This is a genomic window from Streptomyces collinus (genome assembly GCF_031348265.1).
GTDB classification, from domain to species: domain Bacteria; phylum Actinomycetota; class Actinomycetes; order Streptomycetales; family Streptomycetaceae; genus Streptomyces; species Streptomyces collinus.
This window is the reverse complement of record NZ_CP133771.1, coordinates 3,240,928-3,255,879: the sequence shown is the minus strand read 5'-3', so window position 1 is coordinate 3,255,879 and position 14,952 is coordinate 3,240,928. Positions and strand designations below refer to the sequence as shown.

The 14,952-nt window shown below is 71.1% G+C and carries 14 protein-coding genes and 1 tRNA gene; 6 read left to right on the top strand and 9 right to left on the bottom strand.

Annotated elements, in window-relative coordinates:
• Window positions 1–238: 238 nt before the first annotated feature.
• Together RFN52_RS14615 and RFN52_RS14610 are read left to right on the top strand one after the other, a co-directional pair.
• A complete protein-coding gene (locus RFN52_RS14615; RefSeq protein ID WP_184846689.1) occupies window positions 239–1,294 on the top strand; it encodes a LacI family DNA-binding transcriptional regulator in 1,056 nt (351 codons plus the stop codon).
• Window positions 1,291–2,109 carry a serine/threonine-protein kinase gene (locus tag RFN52_RS14610; RefSeq protein ID WP_184846687.1) on the top strand — a complete coding sequence of 273 codons (819 nt, stop codon included), beginning with the start codon at window positions 1,291–1,293 and terminating at the stop codon, window positions 2,107–2,109. Before RFN52_RS14615 ends, RFN52_RS14610 begins: the two co-directional genes overlap by 4 nt.
• Here RFN52_RS14610 and RFN52_RS14605 read toward each other — a convergent pair.
• From RFN52_RS14605 to RFN52_RS14580, 6 genes are all read right to left on the bottom strand, one after another.
• Window positions 2,060–2,590 (bottom strand): NUDIX hydrolase, encoded by a 531-nt coding sequence (locus RFN52_RS14605; RefSeq protein WP_184846685.1) that lies wholly within the window; start codon window positions 2,588–2,590, stop codon window positions 2,060–2,062. The two genes, RFN52_RS14610 and RFN52_RS14605, sit on opposite strands and share 50 nt — an antisense overlap.
• Before the next feature lie 20 nt (window positions 2,591–2,610).
• Window positions 2,611–3,801, bottom strand: coding sequence for an MFS transporter (locus RFN52_RS14600; RefSeq protein WP_184846683.1), 1,191 nt, complete (start codon window positions 3,799–3,801; stop codon window positions 2,611–2,613).
• A gap of 96 nt (window positions 3,802–3,897) precedes the next feature.
• Window positions 3,898–3,970 (bottom strand) — tRNA-His (locus RFN52_RS14595).
• Window positions 3,971–4,086: 116 nt separating this feature from the next.
• On the bottom strand, window positions 4,087–4,689 hold the full coding sequence (gene orn / locus RFN52_RS14590) for an oligoribonuclease (protein ID WP_184846681.1): 603 nt from the start codon (window positions 4,687–4,689) through the stop codon (window positions 4,087–4,089).
• A gap of 103 nt (window positions 4,690–4,792) precedes the next feature.
• A complete protein-coding gene (locus tag RFN52_RS14585; RefSeq protein ID WP_184846679.1) occupies window positions 4,793–6,037 on the bottom strand; it encodes a helix-turn-helix domain-containing protein in 1,245 nt (414 codons plus the stop codon).
• Between the two features lie 377 nt (window positions 6,038–6,414).
• Window positions 6,415–6,747: a hypothetical protein gene (locus tag RFN52_RS14580; RefSeq protein ID WP_184846677.1), complete on the bottom strand. Its 333-nt coding sequence runs from the start codon at window positions 6,745–6,747 to the stop codon at window positions 6,415–6,417.
• Window positions 6,748–7,051: 304 nt separating this feature from the next.
• Here RFN52_RS14580 and RFN52_RS14575 point away from each other — a divergent pair, with 304 nt between their 5' ends.
• Together RFN52_RS14575 and RFN52_RS14570 are read left to right on the top strand one after the other, a co-directional pair.
• Complete coding sequence (locus tag RFN52_RS14575) at window positions 7,052–7,579, top strand: universal stress protein (RefSeq protein WP_062927012.1); 528 nt, start codon at window positions 7,052–7,054, stop codon at window positions 7,577–7,579.
• A gap of 125 nt (window positions 7,580–7,704) precedes the next feature.
• Window positions 7,705–8,265 carry a GPR1/FUN34/YaaH family transporter gene (locus RFN52_RS14570; RefSeq protein ID WP_184846675.1) on the top strand — a complete coding sequence of 187 codons (561 nt, stop codon included), beginning with the start codon at window positions 7,705–7,707 and terminating at the stop codon, window positions 8,263–8,265.
• Window positions 8,266–8,448: 183 nt separating this feature from the next.
• Here the strand turns inward: RFN52_RS14570 and glmS are convergent, their stop codons facing one another.
• Together glmS and RFN52_RS14560 are read right to left on the bottom strand one after the other, a co-directional pair.
• Window positions 8,449–10,266: a glutamine--fructose-6-phosphate transaminase (isomerizing) gene (gene glmS, locus RFN52_RS14565; protein ID WP_031102631.1), complete on the bottom strand. Its 1,818-nt coding sequence runs from the start codon at window positions 10,264–10,266 to the stop codon at window positions 8,449–8,451.
• Between the two features lie 12 nt (window positions 10,267–10,278).
• Window positions 10,279–10,536 (bottom strand): hypothetical protein, encoded by a 258-nt coding sequence (locus RFN52_RS14560; RefSeq protein WP_184846673.1) that lies wholly within the window; start codon window positions 10,534–10,536, stop codon window positions 10,279–10,281.
• A 185-nt stretch (window positions 10,537–10,721) separates the two neighbouring features.
• Here RFN52_RS14560 and RFN52_RS14555 point away from each other — a divergent pair, with 185 nt between their 5' ends.
• On the top strand, window positions 10,722–12,281 hold the full coding sequence (locus tag RFN52_RS14555) for a purple acid phosphatase family protein (RefSeq protein ID WP_184846671.1): 1,560 nt from the start codon (window positions 10,722–10,724) through the stop codon (window positions 12,279–12,281).
• Window positions 12,282–12,290: 9 nt separating this feature from the next.
• Here the strand turns inward: RFN52_RS14555 and RFN52_RS14550 are convergent, their stop codons facing one another.
• The gene (locus RFN52_RS14550; RefSeq protein ID WP_184846669.1) at window positions 12,291–13,172 is read right to left on the bottom strand and encodes a DUF4429 domain-containing protein; all 882 of its coding nucleotides are present in this window, start codon (window positions 13,170–13,172) and stop codon (window positions 12,291–12,293) included.
• A 94-nt stretch (window positions 13,173–13,266) separates the two neighbouring features.
• Between RFN52_RS14550 and RFN52_RS14545 the strand changes: the two genes are divergently transcribed.
• A complete protein-coding gene (locus tag RFN52_RS14545) occupies window positions 13,267–14,850 on the top strand; it encodes a beta-N-acetylhexosaminidase (protein WP_184846667.1) in 1,584 nt (527 codons plus the stop codon).
• Window positions 14,851–14,952: the final 102 nt, after the last annotated feature.

Below are 14,952 nucleotides of genomic sequence, written 5' to 3'. Positions count from 1 at the left end.
AAGGGACCGGACAGCGGGAGATGCGTTCAGTTATAGGGCTGTTAACTGGACCCGGAACGGGCCCGATTGAGGCCCGGGACAGCGATATCAAGCCGGTTCGGACGCCGCTCGTACCGGTTCCCCCGGCCGAAGCGGAAGGCCGGGGGCGTTGAGCCCTCGGCGGCCATCACAGGGCTGACGAGCCTGTTAAATTCCAGGCCAGTCGCAGAGTGCGGGCGTGGACGGGAAGGCGGAGCCCATGGCAACCCACGGAGCGCGGGGCCGAAGTGGTGGCCGGCCCACCCTTGAAGAGGTGGCGGCGCGCGCCGGTGTCGGCCGCGGCACCGTCTCGCGGGTGATCAACGGCTCGCCCCGGGTCAGCGACGCGACCCGCGCGGCCGTCGAGGCGGCGGTCGCCGAGCTCGGCTACGTCCCCAACACCGCGGCCCGCGCGCTGGCCGCCAACCGCACGGACGCGATCGCCCTGGTCGTGCCCGAGCCGGAGACCCGGTTCTTCGCGGAGCCGTACTTCTCGGACATGCTGAAGGGCGTCGGGGCCGCGCTGTCCGACACGGAGATGCAGCTGCTGCTCATCTTCGCGGGCAGTGACCGCGAACGCGCCCGCCTCGCCCAGTACCTGGCGGCCCACCGCGTGGACGGCGTCCTGCTGGTCTCGGTGCACGCGGACGACCCGCTGCCCGACCTGCTGGCCCAGCTGGAGATCCCGGCGGTGATCAGCGGCCCGCGCTCGTCGGCGGAGACCTTGCCGTCGGTCGACTCGGACAACTACGGCGGCGCCCGCCAGGCCGTCGAGCATCTGCTGTCCCGGGGCCGGACCCGGGTGGCCCACATCACCGGCCGCCTCGACGTCTACGGTGCCCAGCGCCGTGTCGACGGCTACCGCGAGGCCATGAGCGACGCCGGCCTCGGGGTGGAGGAGGGGCTGATCGAGGCGGGGGACTTCACCGAGGAGGGCGGACACCGGGCCATGGCGGTCCTGCTGGAGCGCCACCCCGACATCGACGCGGTCTTCGCCGCCTCCGACGTCACCGCATCCGGCGCCCGCCGGGCACTGCGCGACGCGGGCCGCCGCATCCCCGAGGACGTGGCGCTCGTCGGCTACGACGACTCCGCGATCGCCCGCCACATGGAACCGCCGCTGACCAGCGTCCGCCAGCCCATAGAGGAGATGGGCCGCCGGATGACAGACCTCCTGCTCACCGAGGTCGCCGACCGCCGCCCGCTCGCGTCCCGGGGCCTGGAGCGCCGGCAGATGGTCCTGGCCACGGAGCTGGTGTCCCGGTCGTCTTCGTGACGCACCACCCGCTCCTGGACGCCACCGAGGTGCCCGCGACCGAGCCGTACCTGCGGACGGTGGGTGCGGTGTTCCGGGCCTTCCGCGAGCAGGACTCGGGCTGCGTGTCGTACGGGGTCCGGCTGGCGAACGGCGAACGCTGGTTCGTGAAGGAGGCGACGACCGCCGCGGCCCGGCGGTCGCTCGCCCGGGCCTGGACCTTCCACCGCGCGGTACGCCACCCGGCGGTCGTCCCCCAGCTCCACCGCTTCGCCGTCCGCTCCGGCGGGCCGGCGGTCGTGATGCCCTGGTGCCCCGGCGAGATCCTCCACCACCCGGCCCTGCACCGCCACGGCGGCCGCGCACACCCGGCCCATCCCCTGGCCCGCTTCCGCGCCCAGCCGGTCACCCCGGTCCTGCGCGCCGTCGACCGGCTCCTGGACGCCCACCTCGCGGTGGAGGCGGCGGGGTTCGTCGCCGTCGACCTCTACGACGGGGCGTTCCTCTACGACTTCGACGCCGGTGACCTCCGGCTGATCGACCTCGACGAGTACCGCCCGGGCCCGTTCACCCTGGAGGCGGACCGCCTGCCGGGCTCGCGCCGCTTCATGGCGCCGGAGGAATGGCGGCGCGGCTCCCGCATCGACGGCCGTACGACGGTCCACGCCCTGGGCCGCGCCATCCGCCTCCTCCTGGACGCGGGCGACGAGGAACGCGCCTGGCGGGGCACGGCGGAGCAACTGGCCGTGGTGGACCGGGCCGTGCGGCCTGACCCGGCCGAACGGTTCACGGGGGTGGGGGAGTTGGCTGCCGCCTGGCGGCGCTCGGTGCGCTGAGGCCGGGGCGGCGCCGCAGGGCCTCCACGCCGTCGGGCACGAACAGCTTCGTCCGGAGTGCCTCCCCGAGCTCCGCCTCGCCGACCCAGCCGTGCCAGGCGATCGCCGACGGGTCGGGGGTGAGGGGCTCGGCGACGACGGCCTCGTGCACGCCGAGCCAGTAGGGGCTGATCGCCCCTCGGCAGAGGAACTTGAAGACGAACCGCACCCGCGTCCGGACGCCCAGTTCCTCGGCCAGTTCCCGGGCCGCCGCCTCCTCGTACGACTCGCCGACCTCCGCGGCCCCGCCGATCAGCCAGTCGTAGTGCCCCGGAAACCGCGACACGTGCTCCGGCCTGCGATGCACCAGGACCCGCCCCTGCGGGTCACGGCACACGGTGGTCGCGATCCGGTGCGGCCAGCCGTTGCGGATCGCCTCGTCCCGGTCGACCACCCCGAGTACCCGGTCCTGCTCGTCGACCCGTTCCACCGGCTCACGCATGGGCCCACGATCGCACGCGCTCAAACCCGAGCCGGTTCCGGCCGCCGCAGCAGATACACCGCCGCCGTCACGACCAGGGCGGCCATGCAGCCGATGAACACCAGCCCCGCGCCCTCCAGGCCGATCGGACCGGTCAGGAGGCCGACGCCGATCACGGGCACGGAGATGCCCGTGTAGGCGACGACGAACAGGGTCGAGATCACGGCGGCGCGCCGGTGCCCGGGGGAGGCCGCGGCCACGTCGGCGAGGGCACCGCGAAACGCCAGCCCCTGGCCGACTCCGCCGACGAGCGCGCTGGCGATCAGCAGCGACATCTGGTCCCACCGCAGCGCGCCGGCGAGCAGCGCCAGTCCGGCGAGGAGCCCGGCGCAGCCCAGCGGGAGGGAGTGCCGTACACCGACCCGGCCGACCGCCAGTTGCCCGGCCGTCGAGGAGAAGAAGGCCAGCGCGACGATCAGCCCGCTCACGGCGTGGTCGTCCACGTGCAGGGACTCCGTGAGGAAGGCGGGGCTGACCGAGGTGAACACCCCGAACAGGGCGAACCCGACGAAGGAGGCCGTGGCGGCGGGGCCGAACACCGCGCGCACCTGCGGGGGCAGCGCGGGGCGCTGCGGGCGCACGGTGCGCAGCGGTTGCCGCTCCCTCACCGTCTCCGCGAGCCGCAGCAACACCGCGGCCGAGACGGCCACCAGGGCGATATGGGTGATGAACGGCAGGTACAGCGGCCATGCGGCGTACTGCGCGAGCAGCCCGGAGAGCAGGGGACCGCAGCCCAGCCCGCCCATGTTGGCGGCCGTCGCCACGAACGTGGCCCGGGAGGCGCCGCCCTCGGGCGCCAGCTCCATCACGTACGCCGTGGCGGCGCCGGTGAACAGACCGGCGGACAGTCCCGACAGCAGCCGCCCCGCGTAGAGCCAGCCGAGGCCGGTGGCGCACAGGAAACAGACGGCGCTCAGCGCCGCCAAGCCCAGGCCGCACAGCAGCACCGGGCGCCTGCCCACGGCGTCCGAGGCGTTGCCGACCAGCAGCAGCACACCGATGACGGCGAAGGCGTAGAGGGCGTACACCACGGTGACCGTCAGCTCGGAGAAGCCGAACTTGTCCTGGTAGAGGGGGTAGAGGGGTGTCGGCAGTGTGGTGCCGGCCATGCAGACGGCGAACACCGCCCCGCTGAGCACACACGCGCGCCATTCCGGGCGTCGACCGTCCATGCCGCCGACGGTAGCCAGCCTGCCGCGCCGCCCCGGAGAGGCGCGCAAAAAGCTTCAGCCGGTGGCTTCTTCCGAAGCCACCGGCTGATTACTCAGGGTGAGTGACGGGACTTGAACCCGCGGCATCCTGGACCACAACCAGGTGCTCTACCAGCTGAGCTACACCCACCATGACCGGTTTGGAGGTCAGTGACTTCCCTGACCGGCCGAGAAAAAGTGTACAGGGTCCGAAGGGGTGCTCGCGCCCGGCTTTCGCGGTGCCCCTCCACGGGCCCCCTGCCGGCCTTACTGAGCAGGCAGAACGTGCTTCGCCGCGATCGTCTTCGCGGTGTCCGAGTCGGGCCCGGGCTGCGGGACGAACACGGCCTCGCGGTAGTACCGCAGCTCCGCGATCGACTCGCGGATGTCGGCGAGCGCACGGTGGTTGCCGTTCTTCTTCGGGCTGTTGAAGTACGCCCGCGGGTACCAGCGGCGGGCCAGCTCCTTGACCGACGACACATCGACGATCCGGTAGTGGAGGTAGCTCTCCAGGGCCGGCATGTCGCGCAGCAGGAAGCCGCGGTCCGTGCCGACGGAGTTCCCGCACAGCGGCGCCTTGCCCGGCTCCTTGACGAACTCCCTCACGTACGTCAGGACCTGGTCCTCGGCGTCCTTGAGGGTGGTCCCGGCGGCCAGCTCGTCGAGCAGCCCGGAGGCGGTGTGCATCTGACGCACCACGTCCGGCATCGTCTCCAGCGCCTGCTCCGGCGGCCGGATGACGATGTCCACGCCCTCGCCGAGCACGTTCAGCTCGGAGTCGGTCACGAGGGCGGCCACCTCGATGAGCGCGTCGTCCGACAGCGAGAGGCCGGTCATCTCGCAGTCGATCCACACCATGCGATCGTTCATGTGTCTAACCTTACGGCCCGCCGTCACCGGCCGGGCCGCCCGTGCCGGGAAAGCCGAGGGGCCCGCGAGGAGACGTGCTCCCCGCGGGCCCCTCGCTACCGGATCAGGGCGCGCTGCGCTGCCCGGGCAGGCTCGCCGACAGGGCCGGCGACTGGCCGACCGCGCTCGCCGCCGCCGTACGGCGGGACTGCAGCGGCACCGGGTGCTCCGGGTGGAGCGGGGTCGGTGCCTGTCCGGGCTGGCCCGGGTGCCCGGCGTGGCCCGGATGGCCCGGCATGCCGGACCCGGGGCCGCCCGGAGCGCTCTCGGTGTCCTGGGGCCGCTCGCCCTGCGGGCGCCGGGCGCGGTAGGCGGCCCGGTACGCGGCCGGGGACGATCCCAGCTGGCGGCGGAAGTGCCCGCGCAGGGCCACCGGCGACCGGAAGCCGCAGCGCCCCGCCACCTCGTCCACCGAGTAGTCCGACGTCTCCAGCAGGCGCTGCGCCTGGAGGACCCGCTGTGTGATCAGCCACTGCAGCGGAGCGCTCCCGGTCAGCGAGCGGAAGCGGCGGTCGAACGTACGCCGGCTCATGTACGCGCGTGCCGCCAGGGTCTCCACGTCGAACTGTTCGTGGAGGTGCTCCAGCGCCCAGGCGACGACCTCGGCGAGCGGGTCGGCGCCGATCTCCTCCGGTAAAGACCTGTCGAGGTAGCGCTCCTGCCCGCCGCTGCGGCGCGGTGGCACGACGAGCCGCCTGGCCAGGGCCCCGGCCGCCTCGTTGCCGTGGTCCGTGCGCACGATGTGCAGGCACAGGTCGATGCCCGCGGCCGTGCCCGCCGACGTCAGTACGTCGCCGTCGTCGACGAACAGCTCGCGCGGGTCCACGTGCACCGACGGATAGCGCTTGGCCAGCGTCGGTGCGTACATCCAGTGTGTCGTCGCGGGGCGGCCGTCCAGCAGGCCCGCCGCCGCCAGGACGAAGGCGCCGGTGCACAGCCCGACGATGCGGGCGCCCTCCTCGTGGGCGCGGCGCAGCGCGTCGAGCGCCTCCTCCGGTGGCGGAGAAGTGATCGAACGCCAGGCCGGTACGACGACCGTGCCCGCGCGCGAGATCGCTTCCAGGCCATGTGGTGCGGTGAGTTCGAGTCCCCCGGTGGTCCGTAGCGGACCGTCCTCGCCCCCGCACACCAGCAGTCGGTAGCGCGGTACGCCGGCGTCCTGGCGGTCAACCCCGAACACCGACAGCGGTATGGAACTCTCGAAGATGGGGCCGCCGCTGAACAGCAGCACCGCGACGATCTCCTTGCGGCGTCGCCCGGAAAGTTTCCGGGCCGCGGCTTCCGGCGCGGCAGTGGAGTCGTGGCTCATACTGCTAAGCCCCCCTCGGTGGTCGCGGCTCCTCGGTTGTGTCGCTCCTGCACGTTTCCCCTCGGTCCTGCACGAGTCCCCCGCCGTAGACAGTCAAGATCGAATCTACTGTGTGCCGTCGTGCCGAAGTGGCCGGTTAGGCACTCGGCGCATTGTCGACTTGGCAACTTGGCGTGAAGCATTCGATCACGAAGCGTTGCACTCGTGGGGCGTGCAGGGAAGTGCGCCTTGTCGCAGTGGCCAATCCACGTAGGGTGCGCAGACCCCCTGAGGTCCTTTCCGTGCAGGTCGAACGCGGGTTGGGGGGTGGTGGGGGCGGGGGATGCACGGGGGCGTGAAGTTGGCTGAAAAGTGACGTGCGCGTGCGCGGAAACCGGTCAGCCGACCGGTGTATCTCCTCCGGTGTGCCGTCCGCCACGGTGGGACCCGGTTCCGGTGCGGTGGTGCCGGCCCCGGTGGGGTGCCCGGTCCTCGGCCGCGAGCCGGGCCGCCCCGCGCTCGGACTGGCGCAGCAGGACCCGGCAGGCGCCCGTGACGGCCGCCAGACCGAGGGCCGTGCCGGCGGCGCCGGCCAGAGAGGTGCCGTAACCGAGGAGCACCACCGGGACGAGCAGGCAGCTGAAGACAGCCCAGCGAACCACATCCGTCGCGGTGTCCCGCGGCGGCGGGGTCGCGCGGTCCGCCTCGGTGGCGGTGCGGGGTCCGGACATGCGTGCTCCCTGGGGCGTGACTCTCGGGGTTCAACGCGTGGCGGCGGCGTCGGTCACTGGCTGTCCCGATCACCTCCGCGGTCATTGAATCCCGTGCAAACCGCCTGTACAGGGCAGCAACCATTGCGTTACGGGCGGTGCCTCGTGCATGCTCCCTGGAACCCGCACGCACCGTGAGCGGGATCTGGGCTAAGGAGGCGTGCCGCCGTACCCTTGAGGGTATGGGGGTGGGAAGACCATTCCCGGACACAGCTCCGCCGCACACTGTTGTCCCCCATATAAGGATCACAACGCCGAGACAGCCATGGCCGGTCACGAATTCTTCGAACCCGCGGACCGCAAGCGGCCCGTCGCCGATCCCACGGCGGCCGAGCCCCTGGCGGCGGAAGAGCCACGTCATTCCTGCGACCCCGCCTTCAAGCACGGGGTCGTCGTCGGCTTCGACGGCTCCACGTCCAGCGAGCGCGCCCTGGCGTACGCGATCGGCATGGCCCATCGCTCCGGGTCGGGCCTGATCATCGTGCACGTCGCCAACCGGCTGCCGACCACCGTGTGGGCCGGCTGCGAGCCGCCCGTGTTCGTGGACGTGCCGGACCACCGCACCGAGGTGCTCGGTCTGGAACTGGCCTGTGCGGACTACCTCGCCGAGGTGCCCTGGATCCTGGTCGAGCGCGGCGGTGACATCTGCCACGAACTCGAAGAGGTCGGCCGGGAGTACGAGGCCGACGCGATCGTCGTCGGCTCCACCCACGGCCTTGTGGGGCGCATCTTCGGCTCGGTCGCGGGGCGGCTCGCCAAGCGGGCGCAGCGGCCCGTCATCGTCATCCCCTGACCTGCCCCGAGCGGTAACTCCCCCTGTGCGGTGCGTCAATCTACTCACGCGTAGAGGTGTTTGTGCCCTTGTGAAGGGCATATACGGGACACCGCACAACTGCACATGCACGAAGGGAGCCCGCCGTGGACAAAGACGTCTCCGCGGGAAGCGGAATCACGACCGTGGCCGGTCGACTCGCCCTGGGAATCACCCTGTTGGCCTTCGGGCTGGGGCATACCGCTCTGATCGACGGCGTGTCGGCCGCTGACGCCGTGTCAATCGCCCAGTACGTGGGCGGCATCGCGCTCTTCGTCGCGGGGCTGATGGCCCTCCGGGAGGGTGATGCCGCCGGTGGTACGGCGTTCTCGGTGCTCGGGGCGCTGTGGTTCACCTGGGCCGTGTCCGACAGTGCCTCCGGCAACGAGGCAGGGCTCTTCCTGCTGTTGTTCGCCCTCGTCGCGCTGTCCCTGACGCTCGCGGGCGGGGACCAGCTCGGTCAGGGCGTGTACGGGCTGTTCTTCGTCGCCCTGTTGCTCATGGCGATCGCGAGTTTCGCCGGCAACGACGGGCTCGTGAAGGTGGGCGGCTGGTTCGCCGTCGCCGCGGGGGCGGTGGCCTGGTACGCGGCGACCGCGGCGCTGGCGCACTGGCCCACGGCGATTCCGCGACGCGCTGCGGGCCGGGGCGTGACGGCCACCGGTTAGCTGCGCCGGCTGGGGAGTTGGGCGGCTTCCCGGCGATGAAAACGGACCCCCCGTGCTTGGTGGCAGCACGTGGGGGTCCGTCCTCATTGTTCGGCCTGTGCAGGTGCGTTGGGGCTGTTCGCGCCCACGCGGCGGAGCCGCACATCGATACAGCCCCGCGCCCCCAAGCGAAACGAAGGGCGTCTACTCAACCGTCACCGACTTCGCCAGGTTGCGGGGCTTGTCGATGTCCCGGCCGAGCGCCAGAGCGGTGTGGTACGCGAGGAGTTGGAGGGGGATGCCCATCAGGATGGGGTCGAGTTCGTCCTCGTTCTTCGGGACGACGATCGTCTCGTCGGCCTTCTCCTGGGGCTGGTGGGCCACCGCGAGGATCCTGCCGCTGCGGGCCTTGATCTCCTCCATGGCGGCGCGGTTCTTCTCCAGCAGGTCGTCGTCGGGGACGATCGCGACCGTCGGGAGGGCCGGCTCGATCAGGGCCAGCGGACCGTGCTTGAGCTCGGAGGCGGGGTAGGCCTCGGCGTGGATGTACGAGACCTCCTTGAGCTTCAGGGAGGCCTCGCGGGCCACCGGGTAGCCCCGGACGCGGCCGATGAAGAGCATCGAGCGGGCCTCGGCGAACTGCAGGGCCAGCTTCTTGACGTCGTCCTCGTGCTCCATGATCTCGGCGATCTGCGCGGGCAGCTTGCGCAGGCCCTCGATGATCCGCTTGCCGTCCCGGACCGACAGGTCACGGGTGCGGCCCAGGTGCAGGGCGAGGAGGGCGAAGGCCACCGTGGTGTTGGTGAAGCACTTGGTGGAGACGACGCAGACCTCCGGGCCGGCGTGCACGTAGATGCCGCCGTCCGCCTCACGGGCGATCGCCGAGCCGACCACGTTCACCACGCCCAGGACGCGCGCGCCCTTGCGCTTGAGCTCCTGCACGGCGGCCAGGACGTCGTAGGTCTCGCCGGACTGGGAGACCGCGACGTAGAGCGTGTCGGGGTCGACGACCGCGTTGCGGTAGCGGAACTCCGAGGCGGGCTCGGCGTCGGCGGGGATGCGCGCCAGCTCCTCGATCATCTGGGCGCCGATCATGCCCGCGTGGTACGAGGTGCCGCAGCCGAGGATCTTCACGCGGCGGATCCGCCGGGCCTCGCGGGCGTCCAGGTTCAGGCCGCCCAGGTGCACGGTGGAGAAGCGGTCGTCGATACGGCCGCGCAGCACACGGTCCACGGCGTCGGCCTGCTCGTGGATCTCCTTGTGCATGTACGTGTCGTGGCCGCCCATGTCGTAGGAGGCGGCCTCCCACTCGACCGTGGTGGGCTCCGCCGTGGTGCGGGTGCCCTCCGTGGTGTAGGTGCGGAAGTCGTCGGCCTTGAGGGTCGCCATCTCGCCGTCGTCGAGGGTGACGATCTGGCGGGTGTGGGCGACCAGCGCGGCGATGTCCGAGGCGACGAACATCTCCTTCTCGCCGATGCCGAGGACGACCGGGGAGCCGTTGCGGGCGACGACGATCCGGTCGGGGAAGTCGGCGTGCATGACGGCGATGCCGTACGTGCCCTCGACGAGCCGGAGGGTCTCGCGGACCTTGTCCTCCAGCTTGGGCGCCTGCGCGCGGGCGATGAGGTGGGTGAGGACCTCGGTGTCGGTCTCGGAGAGGAACTCGACGCCGTCCGCCTCCAGCTTGCGGCGCAGGTCGGAGGCGTTGTCGATGATGCCGTTGTGCACGACGGCGACCTTGTTGTCGGCCGACATGTGCGGGTGGGCGTTGACGTCGGACGGGGCGCCGTGGGTGGCCCAGCGGGTGTGGGCGATACCGGTGGTGCCCTTGAAGCGGGCCGGGACCTTGGCCTCCAGGTCGCGGACGCGGCCCTTGGCCTTGACCATCTTCAGGCCGGACGTCTTCGGGGAGGTGACGACGATGCCCGCGGAGTCGTAGCCGCGGTACTCCAGCCGCTGGAGGCCCTCCAGGAGGAGGGGCGCGACGTCACGCTTCCCGATGTAACCGACGATTCCGCACATGTATACGTATTCCTAGCCGTAGACGATGCGCCGCAGCTGCCGGAGCGAGAGCTCCGGCGGGGCCACCGCGCGGTATTTGAGATCCGCCTCGATCCGTTCGAAGATCGCCGTGTTGACCAGGCCCTGGGCCTGGAGCTCACGGTGGCGGCGACGGACGTACTCCTCGGTCGTCTCGTCGAAGTAGGCGAGCACGTCCTGGATCACGCGCAGCGCCTCGCCCCGCCCGAGGGCGGTGGACCGCGTCAGATGATCAACGAGTTCGTCGTGCACTCGCTAGATCTTGGGGTACCGGCGGCGCTTTCGCAAGAATTCTGCCCGATTCCGGGCAAGCGCCTGTTGGGATCCCTTGGGGAACGTTGAACGTGTCATGACGGCTTGTTCGTGAAGCGTCCACCGGACGTCCGGCAACCCGTTGCCCGAGGCGTCGATTTTTGGACGCCATGGACACTCCTCGTATGGGCGTACCCGAGCGGCTCGCCGAGCGCATGACCATGGCCGAGCAGCACGAGTACCTGCGCGCCCGGTTCTCCCGGCGCACGATGATCAGAGGCGGTGCCGTCACGCTCGGCGCCGTCGCGGGTGGCGCGTTCGTGCCCGGCGCCACCGCCCAGGCCGCCGTCCCGAGCGGCCGCCCCGGCACCGAGACCGTCGACGGCGCCCACGTGGCCCCCTTCGGCCGTCACCTCGCCTACGGCACCGACCCGCGCACCGAGATGACCGTCTCCTGGCAGGTCCCGCTCGCCGTGAAGAAGCCCTTCATCCGGATCGGCGCCCACCCCACGGACCTCTCCCGCAAGATCGACGCCGAGGTCCGCACCCTCTTCACGCCCGCCGGTGTCGGCGCGAGCGGCAACCACACCCAGTACTACGTCCACGCCAGGCTGAGCCGTCTCAAGCCGGGCCGGACGTACTACTACGGCGTCGGCCACCAGGGCTTCGACCCGGCCGCACCGCATCTGCTGGGCACCCTCGGCACCTTCACGACCGCCCCCGCGCGCAAGGAGCCCTTCACCTTCACGGCCTTCGGCGACGAGGGCGTCAGCTACCACGCGCTCGCCAACAACAGCCTGCTCCTCGGCCAGAACCCGGCGTTCCACCTGCACGCGGGCGACATCGCGTACGGCGACCCGGCCGGCCAGGGCAGGACCGACGACACCGGCTTCGACTCGCGGATCTGGGACCAGTTCCTCGCCCAGACCGAGTCCGTCGCCAAGTCCGTGCCCTGGATGCCCGCCTACGGCAACCACGACATGGAGGCCTGGTACTCGCCCAACGGCTACGGCGGCGAGGAGGCCCGCTGGACCCTTCCGGACAACGGCCCCGACAAGAAGAACCTCCCGGGCGTCTACTCCTTCGTCCACGGCAACACGGCCGTCATCTCGCTCGACGCCAACGACATCTCCTTCGAGATCCCGGCCAACCTCGGCATCTCCGGCGGCACCCAGACCACGTGGCTGGAGGCCCAGCTCAAGAAGTACCGGGCCGCGCACGACATCGACTTCATCGTCGTGTTCTTCCACCACTGCGCCTACTGCTCCTCCACCTCCCACGCCTCCGAGGGCGGGGTCCGGCAGGAGTGGGTGCCGCTGTTCGAGAAGTACACGGTCGACCTGGTCATCAACGGCCACAACCACCAGTACGAGCGCACCGACGTGATCAAGGGCGACAAGGTCACCAAGAAGCTCCCGATCGGCGGCACGGCCTACCCCGAGACCGAGGGCGTGGTCTATGTGACGGCCGGTGCGGCCGGGCGCAGCCTCTACGCGTTCAGCGCCCCGCTGTCGTACGAGGGCAACGAGCACGACGTGGAGTCCGTGGCCTCGTTCGTCAACGTCAAGGGCGGCAAGCAGAACGAGACCGTCGCCTGGTCACGGGTGCGCTACCTCGACTACTCCTTCCTGCGCGTGGACGTCACCCCCGCGCCGAAGGGGCACCTGGCCACGCTGACGGTGCGCGGCATCGCCGAGACCGGGGACCAGGTCGACCACTTCACGGTGGCGCGCCGGGCGAAGTAGCCGCGAGGACTACATCCGCTTGAGGATCGCCTGCTTGGCCAGGGCGAACTCCTCGTCCGTCAGCACGCCCGAGCGGTGCAGTTCACCGAGCTCGCGCAGGCGGCGCAGCAGGGCGTCGTGATCGTCCTCGGAGACCGCGACCGGAGCGGAAGGCGACTCCGGTCGCGCGTCCACCGGGTCGGCGGCGGCCCGGGCCGGGTGCGGAAGCCTGGCCTGGACCGCCGCCGCGACCAGCGCCATCAGCGGGTCCTTCTTGAAGCCCCACAGCTCCACGGCGTTGGGGTCGTACTTGGGCGGGGTCTTGGTGGGCGCGTGCCGCACGGTGAAGCGCAGGTGGCCGTTCTCCAGACCGGCCGCCGGGTGCCACTCCACGCCCGTGATGTCGGCGAGCGCGAGCGTGCGGGCGCCGGCGGCGGCCTTGGCGTCCTCCGTCTTCCAGTTCCACTCCAGGCGTATGCGCTCGCCGTCGAAGCCGGCGGTGCCGTCTCCGGCGGACACCGACAGGGGAACGGAGGGGCCCGGCAGCAGATACGCGTCGACCGGCCCGGCGGGGACCTGGTCCAGGAGCAGGGCGCTGCGGACCTCGTCCACGAAGTACTCGGCGACGCCGTAGCGGTCGGACTCCACGATCAGCTGGTACGGGTCGTGGGGCTCGGTGAGCCGGCCGCCCGTGGCGTGCAGCAGCGGGTCGGCGCCGTCGCGCAGCCGCAGCCTGAGCCGTCCCGACTTCTTGCCCTGCTCCAGGGAGATGCCCGCCAACGCCCCGAGCGGGACGACCAGTTCACCCAGCTCCTTGCGTAGCAGGCTGACGTTCTTGTCCCGTCCCGGAGTCAGCCGCAGTGCGTCCCCGTCGAAGGCCCATGTGCCGTCCTTCTGGATGATTTCCGCCATGGGGTGGATTGTTCCACCCGTCTCACGAGAGAGTGGTCCAGACCTCTTGGAGCTCAACGGCTCGTGAAGGGACACGCTTGTGAGAGATGGCCGTGTGAGACAGCACCGCAGAACGCTCCGCCTGCTCGGTTCCCTGCTGCTGGTCGCGATGGCCGCCTCGGTCACCGGGGCCGCTCCCGCACCGGCGGCGTCGCCCGCACCCCTCGACCGGGTGATCCCCGCGCCCGCCTCGGTCGCCCCGGGCGGATCCCCGTACCGGATCACCCGCGGCACGCACATCCGCGTCGACGGACCCCGGGAGACCCGGGGCGTCGGCGAGTACCTCGCGAGGATCCTGCGCCCCTCGACCGGCTACCGCCTCCCCGTCACCACCCAGGGCGCGGGCGGCATCCGGCTGCGCATCGCCCAGGGCCCCTTCGGCGCCGAGGGCTACCGGCTCGACAGCGGCCGCCACGGCGTCATCATCACCGCCGCCCGGCCCGCCGGCCTCTTCCACGGCGTGCAGACCCTGCGCCAGCTCCTGCCCCCGGCCGTCGAGAAGGACTCCGTCCAGCCCGGCCCGTGGCTGGTCGCGGGCGGCACGATCACGGACACCCCGCGCTACGGCTGGCGCGGCGCCATGCTCGACGTCTCCCGGCACTTCTTCACCGTCGACCAGGTCAAGCGCTACATCGACCAGCTCGCCCTCTACAAGATCAACAAGCTGCATCTGCACCTCAGCGACGACCAGGGCTGGCGCATCGCCATCGACTCCTGGCCGCGCCTGGCCACTTACGGCGGTTCCACGGAGGTCGGCGGAGGCCCCGGCGGCTTCTACACCAAGGCCGACTACAAGGAGATCGTGCGCTACGCCGCCTCCCGCTACCTGGAGGTCGTGCCCGAGATCGACATGCCCGGCCACACGAATGCGGCGCTGGCTTCGTACGCCGACCTGAACTGCGACGGCGTCGCACCGCCGCTCTACACCGGTACCGAGGTCGGCTTCAGCTCGCTGTGCGTCGGCAAGGAGATCACGTACGACTTCGTGGACGACGTGATCCGGGAACTCGCCGCGCTCACGCCGGGCCGGTACCTCCACATCGGGGGCGACGAGGCGCACTCCACCAGCCATGAGGACTACGTGACGTTCATGGACCGGGTGCAGCCGATCGTCGCGAAGTACGGCAAGACGGTGGTGGGCTGGCACCAGCTGACCGGGGCGACCCCGGCGAAGGGGGCGCTCGCCCAGTACTGGGGGCTGGACAGCACCGGTGCCGAGGAGAAGGCGCGGGTCGCGAAGGCCGCGCAGAACGGGACCGGGCTGATTCTGTCCCCGGCGGACCGGGCGTATCTCGACATGAAGTACACGAAGGACACGCCGCTGGGGTTGTCGTGGGCGGGGTATGTCGAGGTGAAGCGGTCCTACGACTGGGATCCCGGGGCGTATCTGCCGGGGGTGCCGGGCGGTGCGGTACGGGGTGTCGAGGCGCCGATGTGGTCGGAGACGCTGGAGAACTCCGAGCACATCGAGTACATGGCGTTTCCGCGGTTGCCCGGTGTTGCCGAGTTGGGGTGGTCGTCGGCGGCTTCTCTTGACTGGGAGCGGTACAAGGGGCGGCTTGCTGCGCAGGCTGAGCGGTGGGATGCGCTGGGGATCGAGTGGTATCGGTCGCCGCAGGTTCCGTGGAGTGTGCAGTGATCCGTCCGCGGGCCGGTGGGGGCTGGTCGCGCAGTTCCCCGCGCCCCTGAAAGCCGAAGCCACATGACGAGCACCCCGGAGGACCGTACTCCGGGGTGCTCG